The following is a 12,495-nucleotide window of genomic DNA, read 5'->3' on the forward strand; positions in this document are numbered from 1 at the left end:
ATCCCCCTTCTAACTAAAACGTAACAGCAAGTCGCGCATTTGCGACTTTATCCATCGAAATTTGGATTTCTTTTTTACGTGTTTTAATTGTTAATAATAATGTTATTGTTGTACCATCGTAAGAAAGCAGTTTTCCTTCAAACATCTTTTCACCATCAATCGGCTCATATGTTTTAATTGCCACTTGTTTTCCTACCGCTTGCTGGAAGTCTTTTTCTTTCTTTAATGGGCGTTCCGCTCCAGGAGATGATACATCCAAAAAGTAAAGATGAGGAATTGGATCCTCTTTATCTAAAGCTTCGCTTAAACGTTCACTTACCGCACCGCATTCTTCAATGTCGACTCCCTTTTCAGAATCGATGAATACGCGTAAGAACCAGTCTTGTCCTTCTTTCACATACTCTACATCTACAAGTTCAAGATTTAACTCTTCAACGATCGGCTGCGCAAATGCTTCTACAACTTCTGTGACTTTCTTATCCATAAACAGCCTCCTTCCTGCCGTCATGTACCATTTAAAAGAAGAAGACCCCGCCACTTTAAAAACGGTCTATCTTATTCTTTCTCGTTAGCTAACAAAAGCCCCTGCTGTTCAGCAGGGATTATCTGTCTTAGTATTACCAAATTTAAGAAGTAAAACTTGTAACAAAATATGTATATACGACAGAAATCTTTTACCTATCTACGTAGAGAAAACATAGATAGTAACACGAAAGAGTGGGTTTCCCCACTCTTTTCTTTACACAATATACATGACATGGTTATCTCGGTTAATAGTATATCATAGGAAATGTTGATTTGCAAAGACTTTTCCTACCTACTAGAACAGTGATAACTGGTTTTGATCCGGTAAATCTCCTAAACAACCTTGACTATCTAAATACTCAATAATTGTTTTCGAAACCTTACTACGCTGCTGCAAGTCCTCTTTTGATAAGAAGTCTCCATTTTTACGTGCTTCCACAATACTTAAAGCTGCGTTTGTACCAAGACCAGGTACCGCATTAAATGGAGGAATTAATGTGTCTCCATCAATAATAAATTCTGTTGCATGTGAGCGGTATAAATCCACCTTTTGGAATGAGTATCCACGCTCACACATTTCAAGTGTCATTTCTAGTACTGTTAATAAACTTTTCTCTTTCGGCGCAGCATCTAGTCCCTTTTGAGCAATTTCATCAATTCTTGCACGTATAGATGCTGAACCTTTCGCCATTGCCTCTACATCAAAATCATCTGCACGAACTGTAAAATATGCGGCATAGAATAACAGTGCAAAATGTACTTTAAAGTATGCGATACGTACAGCCATAAGTACGTAAGCAGCCGCATGGGCTTTAGGGAACATGTATTTAATCTTCTTACATGAATCAATATACCAACCTGGTACATTATTATTTTTCATGTCTTCTTCCCATTCTTCCGGTACACCTTTACCTTTACGAACCGACTCCATGATTTTGAAGGCTAATGATGGATCTAGACCTTGATAGATTAAATATACCATGATGTCATCACGACAACCGATAACTTCGCTCAGCGTACATGTACCGTTATAAATTAACTCGTTTGCATTACCAAGCCATACGTCAGTACCATGTGATAGTCCAGAAATTTGGACTAACTCTGAGAATGTCGTCGGTTTCGTCTCTTCTAACATCTGTCTTACGAATTTTGTACCAAACTCTGGTATACCAAGTGTACCTGTTTTACAGTTAATTTGCTCTTCCGTTACCCCTAACGATTCTGGACCAGAGAAAATTTTCATTACTTCTGGATCATCCGTTGGGATTGTTTTCGGATCAATACCACTTAAATCTTGTAACATACGAATAACGGTCGGATCATCGTGTCCTAGTATATCAAGTTTTAATAAATTATCATGAATTGAGTGGAAATCAAAATGCGTTGTTCTCCATTCAGCACCAATTGAATCAGCTGGGTACTGTATTGGTGAGAAATCAAAGATATCCATGTAATCTGGCACAACGATAATACCGCCTGGATGCTGTCCTGTTGTACGTTTTACACCGGTACACCCTGCTACTAAGCGATCAATCTCTGCATTTCGAATCGTTAAGTTATGATCATTTGCATAACCTTTTACATATCCGTAAGCAGTTTTTTCCGCAACTGTACCAATCGTTCCTGCACGATATACATAGTCTTCACCGAACAGTACTTTCGTATAGTTATGGGCACGTGGTTGGTATTCCCCGGAGAAGTTCAAATCGATATCGGGCACCTTATCTCCTTTAAATCCAAGGAACGTTTCGAAAGGAATGTCATGTCCATCTTTTACATATGGAATATTACAAGCAGGACATTCTTTATCTGGTAAGTCAAAACCAGAACCTACAGAACCATCATTAAAGAATTCTGATTGCTTACACTTCGGACATACATAGTGTGGTGGTAATGGGTTTACTTCTGTAATTTCCATCATCGTTGCAACAAATGATGACCCTACCGATCCACGCGAACCTACTAGATATCCGTCTACTAACGATTTTTTCACAAGCTTATGTGAAATTAAATAAATTACGGCGAATCCATGCCCAATAATACTTTTTAATTCTTTTTCTAAACGTGCTTCTACAATTTCCGGTAGCTCTTCACCATAAATGCTACGCGCCATTTTATAACTCATATCACGCGTTTCATCATCAGCACCTTCAATTTTCGGTGTGTATAGATCGTCTTTTACTGGATGCACATCACCAATTAATGACGCAATCTTTTGTGTATTTGTTACAACAACTTCTTTCGCTTTGTCTTCACCTAAGAATGAAAAACATTCTAACATCTCATCAGTTGTACGGAAATGTACTGGCGGTAATGAATGTCGATTTAACGGATTGGCTCCGCCCTGCGAACTGACTAAAATTTTACGATACATCGCATCCTCAGGGTCTAAATAATGCACGTTTCCTGTAGCAACAACTGGTTTATCTAACGTCTCACCTAGTTTTACTAAGTTAGAAATAATTGTTTTTAATTGACCTTCGTCTCGAACAAGCTCACGTTCTACTAAATGACGCAACACCTCTGGAGGCATTACTTCAATGTAATCATAGAACTGGGCAATTTCTTCTACCTCTTCAGGTGCCTTTTGCATCATTGCCTCGAACACTTCACCTTTATCACAAGCCGTTCCTACTAAAATTCCTTCACGATATTTTTTTAATAGTGACCTCGGCACACGTGGTACACGGTAAAAGTAATTAAGGTGAGAATATGAAACAAGTTTATATAAATTTTTCAATCCAACATCCGATGTGGCAAGTAACGTCATATGACTTGGACGGCCACGCTTATACGCATCCCCTTGTCCCATGCTATCATTTAATTGATCGTGATATTCAAATCCCTTTTCAATTACGTCTTTCAACATTTTCACAAGTAAATATCCCGTCGCTTCTGTATCATAAATCGCACGGTGATGTTGTGTTAATTCAATATCAAGTTTTTTACACATCGTATTTAATCGATGATTTTTCATTTCTGGGAATAAAAATCGTGCTAGTTCTAACGTATCAATAACTGGATTATTCGTTTTTTCTAGTCCAGCCTTTTTAAAACCTACGTTAATAAAGCCCATATCAAAGCTCGCGTTATGGGCAACAAGTGTATGGTCGCCCATCCATTCCTCAAACTTTTTAAACACTTCGTCCACTTCAGGTGCATCAGTTAACATATCATCCGTAATACCTGTCAATTCAATAATCGTCGCTGATAATGGTTGATGTGGATTTGCGAAAGATTCAAAGCGATCAATAATTTCGCCACCCTTTACTTTTACGGCAGCCAACTCAATGACTGTATCGTATACAGCTGATAAACCTGTCGTCTCAACGTCGAAAACAACATACGTTTCCTCTGCAAGTAAACGATGCGCTTCGTTATACGCTATCGGTACACCATCATTAACTAGATTTGCTTCTACACCATATATAACTTTAACACCAGCCTTCTTCCCTGCAGAATACGCCTCTGGGAAGGACTGAGCCACGGCATGATCTGTAACCGCAATAGCCTCATGTCCCCATTTACCAGCTTGAGCAACAAGCTTAGAAACTGGAGTGACAGCGTCCATTTGACTCATCGGAGTATGGAGATGCAGCTCTACTCGTTTTTCGCCTTCTGGTGCTTTATCTTTACGAGACGGTCCTGTTATTTCATTAATATCATTTGCAATCATTACTAAATCTCGAACGAATGTATCGTTTTGAACAGAACCACGCGCTTTCACCCACATTCCTTTTTTCAAGGATTGCAGCATTGGAATATCTTCTTTGTCACGCGAGAACATTTTGATCATAATAGAATCCGTATAATCCGTTATTTTTAAAGTTAATAACGTACGCCCACTACGAAGCTCTTTTGTTTCTACATGGAAGACATATCCTTGAACCGTTTTTCTTCTTTCTTCATCTTGAATTTCTCGCATCGGTGTAATCTCTTCATCTGGCTTAATAAGATACCCGAGTGTAATCGGTCCTTCATACACAACGCTGCTTTCTTCAGCTTGCTTCTTCGCCATTTCTTCCATAGCTTGTATAACACGCTCACGGTCTTCTTGCTGCGTTTGTTCACGAAACTTTTGCATTTCTTCTGTATTTTGCTGTATATGTGTGTCTAACTGAAAACGCGGGAATCCAAAAACTTCGTATTGATCCCCTACTGGTTTCGCAACGTTTTTCTTTAAAGCCGTAGACTCCAGCTCGTTATTTACATTTATTAGCAACTTCACTCCATTCACCTGTGGAAGCTGCTTCTTTAAGTATGCGAACATAGGTGAAAATGTAATTCGTTCCGTACAAAGCGGCCAATACGCCCTCACTTCTTCTTCTGTAAATTGTTTATTCTCTGTTTCTAATGCAAATGTTGTTCTTGCAATATGAGAAAATGATTGCTTAAGCTTTGTTTCTAGCAATTCATATAATTCTGTAGGCAAAATACGTGGCACTTGTAAATCAAAATGCCAACTTTTATTCGCTTTATCAATAACGAGCCTTTCAATACCACCGCCTTGTAAATATTGATTTATAAGGTCGTCTGGTATTTGCAACTGCTGGAGCAAAATTTGAAATCGCTCTTGTTGTTCATTTGTTAAAGACATAAGCACTCTCCTTCCATTTGCTATTATAAATTGAAACGTACCACAAAGAAAGATTTCTCACCTCTTCTTTTACAAAATACGTTTACAAAGAAAGAGAAGGTACCCCATTACGAGGTACCTCTTCTTATTTTAAAATATTTGCAATATATGTTTGAAGTTCTTCTACTTTTACTTCTTCAGACTCACCTGTAGCACGTACTTTCACTTCTACAATACCTTCGTCTGCTTTTTTACCAACTGTAACACGAACTGGAAGACCGAATAAATCTGCATCTGCAAATTTAACACCTGCACGTTCTGCACGATCGTCTAATAACACTTCATAGCCTTGTTCTTGTAATGAGTTGTAGATATTTTCACCCATTTCACGTTGTGCATCAGATTTCATATTTACTGGAATTACATGCACATGGAACGGTGCTACCGCTTTTGGCCAAACTAAGCCATTCTCATCGTTAAATTGCTCTGCAATTGCTGCTACTGTACGAGATACACCGATACCGTAACAACCCATAATAAGTGGTTGTGTTTTTCCGTTTTCATCTAGGAATGTTGCGTTCATTGCTTCACTATAACGAGTTCCTAATTTGAATACATGACCAACTTCAATTCCGCGTGCGAAAAGAATTGTTCCGTTTCCATCTGGAGATTGGTCTCCTTCTTGAATGAAGCGTAAATCTGTATATTGACTTACTTTAAAGTCACGTTCTGGATTTACATTTACATAATGGAATCCTTCTTCATTCGCTCCTGAACATCCGTTAACAATTGATGCTACAGCATGATCAGCAATAATTTCGATATCACCTGTTACATTAATCGGTCCTAATGAACCAACTTCACAATTTAATAATGCTTTTACTTCTTCATGAGAAGCAAGCTCAACAACTGAAGCGCCGTATACATTTTTCACTTTCACATCGTTTACTTCGTGATCACCACGAACAAGTACAACTACTAATTTCTCATCTACTTTAAACACCATAGACTTAATGCACTTGTCAGCTGCAATGTTTAAGAATGCAGATACTTCTTCAATTGCTTTTTGGTCTGGTGTTGCTACTTTTTCAAGTGCTTTTTCTGCTACGTCACTCTTCGTATACGTAGCTACAACAGGAGCCATTTCGATATTTGCTGCATAATCAGATGTGTCAGAGTATGCAATTGTATCTTCACCAACATCAGATAATACCATAAATTCATGTGTATCTTTTCCGCCCATTGCTCCAGAATCAGCAATAACTGCACGGAAATTCAAGCCACAGCGAGCAAAAATGTTAGAGTATGCTTTATATAAGCGATCGTATACTTCATCTAAGCTCTCTTGTGTAGCATGGAAAGAGTATGCATCTTTCATTAGAAACTCTCTTCCACGTAATAAGCCGAAACGAGGTCTTTGCTCATCACGGAATTTTGTTTGAATTTGGTATAATGTTAACGGTAATTTTTTATATGATTTCACTTCATCACGCACAAGATCCGTAATTACTTCCTCATGTGTCGCTCCTAATGCGAATTCACGAGCGTTACGATCTTTCATACGCATTAATTCAGATCCGTAAGAATACCAACGACCTGATTCTTGCCATAATTCTGCAGCTTGCATAGCTGGCATTAATAATTCTACAGCTCCTGCGCGCTCCATTTCTTCTCGAACGATACGTTCTACTTTGTGTAATACTTTTAATCCAAATGGTAGAAAGCTATAAATACCAGAAGCATTTTGACGCATAAAACCTGCACGAAGTAATAGCTGATGACTCTTAATTTCAGCATCAGCTGGAACTTCACGTAATGTAGGACTGAATACCATACTTTGTTTCATTTATTTGCACCTCTTCAATTTACTCTTACACGCAGTAAAACCCCTCACCTCGAGTTAGGTGAGGGATTTTATTCTACGAGCTCTATTTCATTATAAGTTTCACTTTATTTTACAAGAAAAACTTACGAATGTCATTCCAAGTTACAACTAACATAAGTAACATTAATAATGCAAAACCAATAAAGTGAACCATTCCTTCTTTTTGGCGATCAATTGGTTTCCCTCGTAACGCTTCAATTAAGAAGAAGAATAAACGGCCACCATCTAAAGCAGGAACTGGTAATAAATTAAATAAACCAAGATTAATGCTTAGAACTGCAGCTAAACTTAGTACACGCGTAAACCCATAATCTACAACTTGATCTGTTAGATTATAAATTCCTACTGGACCTGATAACTCATTAATAGAAAATTGACCAGTTACTAATTTAACAAGAGATTCAAAAATTAGTTTCGTCCATTGGTACGTTTGTTCAAATCCTGATTTAATAGAACCCATTACTGTTTTCTCTACAGGAGAATAAACACCGATTCTACCAACTTCGTCTTTTCCTTCTTTATCGAGTGTTGGCGTTACTTTCACATTAAACTGTTCATTATCACGCTTTACTTGTAACGTAATTTCTTTATTTGGGTTTTCACGTACAATAGTAACAACATCTTTCCATGTACTTGTGTTTTTCCCATCAATAGCTTGAATTGTATCATTCTCTTTCAATCCAGCTTGCTGTGCTGCACTGTTATCCATCACTTTTCCGACCATTGGTTTGTCAATAGGGACCCCTTGTACAAATCCAAGAATCACAAAAATAACAAATGCTAAAATGAAGTTCATTGCAGGACCCGCAAAGATTGTTAAAGCGCGTTGCCCTAGTTTTTTCGAGCCAAATTGTCTATTATACGGGGCAATTTGAATTTCTTCCCCCGCAGTAATAATACGAGCCTTTTCATTCACTCGGAATGTTTGAAGCTCTTCCTCGTACTCTTCATAGCCCGAAATTGTTAAATTATGCTCCAAATCAGCTTGTTCGACTTCAATAACACGAACATTTGGATACTTTTCATATCCATCAAAAACTAATTTCACAACTTCGTCTTTTTCATTTAATACAAGGCCAACCTTTTTCCCAGGCTTTAACTCAACTGTGTCCGCATCCTCGCCAGCCATTCTTACATAGCCACCAAGGGGCAGTAATCGAATCGTATACACCGTTTCATTCTTTTCAAATGAGAATATTTTCGGACCAAAACCAATCGCAAACTCGCGGCATAAAATACCTGCTCTTTTTGCGAAATATAGATGCCCTAGCTCATGGAAAAATACGAGTGCACCGAAAATTAATATAAAGGCAATCGCTGTATTCAATTCCATAACCACCTTTGCTAAATTTGTTCCATCACAAACCGTCTTGTGGCCGCATCAATTTCCAAAATTTCCTCTAAGCTCGGTCGTGCAATGACATTGTGATGGTTCATTGCTTTTTCAATGAGGTCTTCCACTGTTAAGAAATCAATTCTCTTTTGTAAAAAGGCTTCAACAGCTACTTCATTCGCTGCGTTCATTACAGCTGGCATACTTCCACCTGCTTTTCCAGCTTCATACGCAAAACGTAAACAACGGAATCGTTCTTGGTCCATTTTCTCAAAATGCAACGTCCCTATTTCCCATAAGTTTAACTGTTTTGTGTCTGAAAGAGGCAATCTATCAGGATATGTAAGTGCGTATTGAATTGGTACTCGCATATCAGGTGAACCAAGCTGCGCCATTACACTACGATCTTCAAATTCAACCATAGAATGGATAATACTTTCTTTATGTAAAACAACATCGATTTGCTCATAAGGGATACCAAAAAGCCAATGTGCTTCAATTACTTCTAGTCCCTTATTCATCATTGTAGCAGAATCAATTGTAATTTTCGAACCCATTGACCAGTTTGGATGTCGAAGCGCATCTTCTACGGTCACACGATGCAATTCATCCCTCGTTTTATCGCGGAAACTTCCACCAGAAGCCGTTATAATAAGACGAGAAATTCTTTTTTCATTTTCACCATTCAAGCATTGAAAAATAGCCGAATGTTCACTATCAACTGGAAGTAACGAAACATTATGTTTTCGTGCTGCTTCCATTACAAGATGTCCTGCAGTTACTAACGTTTCTTTATTTGCAATTCCAATTGTTTTTTTCGCCTCAATTGCACGAAGTGTTGGTAACAACCCTACGCTACCTACAACAGCATTTACTACAATCTCCGCATCTGGATGTAATGCTACTTCTAAAAGTCCTTCACTACCATATACAATTTTTGTATTACCAGAAACAGATTGTAATTTTAAAACATCTTCCTCTCTTTGCACAGAGACGATTTGCGGAGAAAATTCTTGAATTACCTTTACTGCGTAGTCAATATTTTTCCCTACAGAAAAAGCAACGAGACGGAATTGGTCTGGGTGCGAGCGTAATACATCTAAAGTTTGTGTACCAATTGATCCGCTTGCACCTAATAAACTAATGTTTTTCATGACTCCAACCCCTCGTTCATTTATTAATTGTATTGTAATAAGAAGTAGAGAATTGGTAAAACGAATAACCAACTATCTGTTCGGTCTAATATACCACCATGCCCAGGTAAAATTGTACCTGAATCCTTTACGCCATAATGACGTTTAAAAGCAGATTGTACTAAATCACCAATTTGTCCAAAAATAGAAATGATAATTGTCAGCACAATTAAAATTACTATATTCGATTCGACTGGGAAGAACACGTTGTAAACAAGTGCCACAATAATTCCACAAACGATGCCCCCTAATGAACCTTCAATCGTTTTATTTGGACTGATTTCTGGCCACAATTTTCTCTTGCCCAATGCTTTTCCTACGAAATATGCGCCTGAATCAGTAGCCCATATAACAAATAATGCGCAAAATACATATTTAATTCCTAATATTCTCGTTTCATTTAAATATAAGAATCCCATTGCCACATATGTCGTTGCCATCAGTAAAAATGAAGCATTATCAAAAGTAAATGTATTCTTAGAAAGGACTGTATATGATAAAAGTAATAAAACAATCACAAATGTGATTTCCAATTTACCTAATCCAATCCATGTAAACAGTTCTGAAGCACTACTTGGAATTAAAAGAATCCACAATAATACTGCAGCTAAAACTGTTGGTACGGAAATAAGCGTAAGCTTATTCATACGAATTAATTCATATAAACCTATAGAAGCAAGTGCATACACTAAAACCGTAAAAGGCACGCCACCGTATATTACGATGGGAATGAATAGCGCGGCAGCAACCACTCCAGTAATAATTCTCTGTTTCACTACCAAACCCTCTCTTTCTACACGCCTCCGAATCTGCGCCCTCTATGTTGAAAGTCAGTAATCGCATTTAGCAAATGTTCTTCTTTGAAGTCTGGCCAATACACGTCTGTAAACCAAAACTCCGAATATGCAATTTGCCATAACATGAAATTACTAATACGTAGCTCTCCGCTTGTTCGGATTAACAACTCTGGATCAGGTAAAGAACTCGTCATTAAGTAGGAGGAAAGCATTTCTTCGCTTACCTCTTCAGAACGAATTTTTCCTTCCTCATTATCTTTCATCATATGTTGCACAGCAGAAACGATTTCATCTCGACTTCCATAGTTTAACGCGAAATTAAGAATTAATCCCGTATTCTCTTTCGTATCTTCCATGGCTTTCTCCATCGCTCTGCGTGTATGCGTAGGAAGACGATCTTTTTGCCCTATTACTCGGACTTGTACGTTTTCTTCAATCAATTCTGGTAAAAATGTACCTAGAAATTCTTCTGGAAGCTTCATTAAATAATCAACTTCCTTTTTCGGTCTTTTCCAGTTCTCAGTTGAAAAAGCATAAAGAGTTAACACTTTCACATTAAGTTTACTTGCAAATTTTGTAATTTTCTTTACAACTTGCATACCTTCATGATGTCCCGCAATACGAGGCATTGCTCTCCTCTTTGCCCATCTTCCATTCCCATCCATAATGATGGCAATATGTTCTGGGATATATCCTTTTTTCACTTCTTCAACGAGATGATCAAACGATGTGTCCTTTTTACCTTTAAAAAAAGGAAAGTTTTTAAACATCATTCATACCCTCCAGCAAGCAGACGTATGCCTAAAAGTGTAAAAAGACCCCCTTAAGAAGAGGGTCATAATTGCGAAGTTATCGCTATTACACTTCCATGATTTCTTTTTCTTTGTTTTTTGCGATTTCGTCAACTTTTGCAATATATTTATCTGTTTCTTTTTGGATATCTTCAGTATATCCTCTTAAATCATCTTCTGTAATCTCGCCAGCTTTTTCAAGCTTCTTAAGATCATCATTTCCGTCACGACGTACGTTACGAACTGCAACTTTAGCTTCTTCAGCATATTTTTTCACAACTTTTACAAGATCACGACGACGTTCTTCTGTTAATGCAGGGAATGCAATACGAATTACAGTTCCATCATTAGAAGGATTTAAGCCTAAATCTGCTTTTAAAATTGCTTTTTCAATATCACCGATAGAAGTTTTATCATAAGGTTGAATTACTAGTAAACGCGCTTCTGGAACTGTAATGTTCGCTAATTGCACAACTGGTGTTGGTGCACCATAGTAATCAACTTGTACCTTATCTAATACAGACGCGTTTGCACGGCCAGCACGAACTGTTGCTAATTCACGAGAATAAGCAGCAACTGCTTTTTCCATTTTTTCATTTGAAGACTTCAATACTTGTTGTCCCATATTTATTTCCCCCTTACCACTGTTCCGATATTTTCGCCTAAAACGGCACGTTTAATATTACCTTTTTCCATAACTGAGAATACAATTAATGGAATATCATTATCCATACATAGAGAAGAAGCTGTAGAATCCATTACACCTAAACCTTCTTTTAATACGTCTAAGTAAGTAAGCGTTTCATATTTCGTAGCTGTTGGATCAATAGATGGATCCGCATTATATACACCATCTACATTGTTTTTTGCCATTAAAATTACATCTGCTTCAATTTCTGCCGCACGTAATGCTGCTGTTGTATCTGTAGAGAAGTATGGGTTACCTGTACCTGCTGCAAAGATAACAACACGTTTTTTCTCTAAGTGACGAACTGCTTTACGACGAATGTAAGGTTCTGCAACTTGACGCATCTCAATTGAAGTTTGTACACGAGTTTGAATTCCGATATTCTCCAAGCTATCTTGAAGAGCTAATGAATTCATAACTGTCGCTAACATGCCCATGTAATCTGCCCCTGCACGATCCATGCCCATTTCACTTCCAATTTTCCCACGCCAAATGTTACCGCCACCAACAACAACAGCAACCTCTACATCAAGTTCTGCAATTTCTTTTACTTGTTCCGCAACTGACTTAATAACAGTTGGGTTAATTCCAAATCCTTGCTCTCCAGCTAAAGCTTCTCCACTTAGCTTTAAAACGACACGATTATATTTCGGTTTACTCATAATGAACCTCCAATTGCTTACATCTTTATTTTAAAAAAGGGAACA

The 12,495-nt window shown here is 37.7% G+C and carries 9 protein-coding genes; all 9 read right to left on the reverse strand.

The window, feature by feature from the left end:
• Positions 1-13: 13 nt before the first annotated feature.
• The gene (gene rimP / locus NST27_RS18630; RefSeq protein ID WP_000359096.1) at positions 14-484 is read right to left on the reverse strand and encodes a ribosome maturation factor RimP; all 471 of its coding nucleotides are present in this window, start codon (positions 482-484) and stop codon (positions 14-16) included.
• A 336-nt stretch (positions 485-820) separates the two neighbouring features.
• Positions 821-5,122, reverse strand: coding sequence for a PolC-type DNA polymerase III (locus NST27_RS18635; protein ID WP_000060005.1), 4,302 nt, complete (start codon positions 5,120-5,122; stop codon positions 821-823).
• 124 nt (positions 5,123-5,246) lie between these two features.
• Positions 5,247-6,947, reverse strand: coding sequence for a proline--tRNA ligase (locus NST27_RS18640; protein ID WP_000814315.1), 1,701 nt, complete (start codon positions 6,945-6,947; stop codon positions 5,247-5,249).
• Positions 6,948-7,056: 109 nt separating this feature from the next.
• Positions 7,057-8,313 (reverse strand): RIP metalloprotease RseP, encoded by a 1,257-nt coding sequence (gene rseP, locus NST27_RS18645; protein ID WP_001090243.1) that lies wholly within the window; start codon positions 8,311-8,313, stop codon positions 7,057-7,059.
• Positions 8,314-8,330: 17 nt separating this feature from the next.
• A complete protein-coding gene (gene dxr / locus NST27_RS18650) occupies positions 8,331-9,473 on the reverse strand; it encodes a 1-deoxy-D-xylulose-5-phosphate reductoisomerase (RefSeq protein WP_000790375.1) in 1,143 nt (380 codons plus the stop codon).
• A 23-nt stretch (positions 9,474-9,496) separates the two neighbouring features.
• Positions 9,497-10,288, reverse strand: a complete 792-nt coding sequence (gene cdsA / locus NST27_RS18655; protein ID WP_000813591.1) for a phosphatidate cytidylyltransferase — start codon at positions 10,286-10,288, stop codon at positions 9,497-9,499.
• 17 nt (positions 10,289-10,305) lie between these two features.
• Positions 10,306-11,082: an isoprenyl transferase gene (gene uppS, locus NST27_RS18660; RefSeq protein ID WP_000971296.1), complete on the reverse strand. Its 777-nt coding sequence runs from the start codon at positions 11,080-11,082 to the stop codon at positions 10,306-10,308.
• An 85-nt stretch (positions 11,083-11,167) separates the two neighbouring features.
• Positions 11,168-11,725, reverse strand: a complete 558-nt coding sequence (gene frr / locus NST27_RS18665) for a ribosome recycling factor (protein WP_000531501.1) — start codon at positions 11,723-11,725, stop codon at positions 11,168-11,170.
• A 2-nt stretch (positions 11,726-11,727) separates the two neighbouring features.
• The gene (pyrH, locus tag NST27_RS18670; protein WP_000042668.1) at positions 11,728-12,450 is read right to left on the reverse strand and encodes a UMP kinase; all 723 of its coding nucleotides are present in this window, start codon (positions 12,448-12,450) and stop codon (positions 11,728-11,730) included.
• Between the last annotated feature and the right edge of the window lie 45 nt (positions 12,451-12,495).

This window comes from Bacillus sp. FSL W8-0770 (genome assembly GCF_038008705.1).
Lineage (GTDB): Bacteria > Bacillota > Bacilli > Bacillales > Bacillaceae_G > Bacillus_A > Bacillus_A cereus.

Bases quoted from the DNA above. Each gene is read 5' to 3' on its own strand.
- rimP (WP_000359096.1), bottom strand. From the start codon at position 484: ATGGATAAGAAAGTCACAGAAGTTGTAGAAGCATTTGCGCAGCCGATC.
- NST27_RS18635 (WP_000060005.1), bottom strand. From the start codon at position 5,122: ATGTCTTTAACAAATGAACAACAAGAGCGATTTCAAATTTTGCTCCAG.
- NST27_RS18640 (WP_000814315.1), bottom strand. From the start codon at position 6,947: ATGAAACAAAGTATGGTATTCAGTCCTACATTACGTGAAGTTCCAGCT.
- dxr (WP_000790375.1), bottom strand. From the start codon at position 9,473: ATGAAAAACATTAGTTTATTAGGTGCAAGCGGATCAATTGGTACACAA.
- uppS (WP_000971296.1), bottom strand. From the start codon at position 11,082: ATGATGTTTAAAAACTTTCCTTTTTTTAAAGGTAAAAAGGACACATCG.
- frr (WP_000531501.1), bottom strand. From the start codon at position 11,725: ATGGGACAACAAGTATTGAAGTCTTCAAATGAAAAAATGGAAAAAGCA.
- pyrH (WP_000042668.1), bottom strand. From the start codon at position 12,450: ATGAGTAAACCGAAATATAATCGTGTCGTTTTAAAGCTAAGTGGAGAA.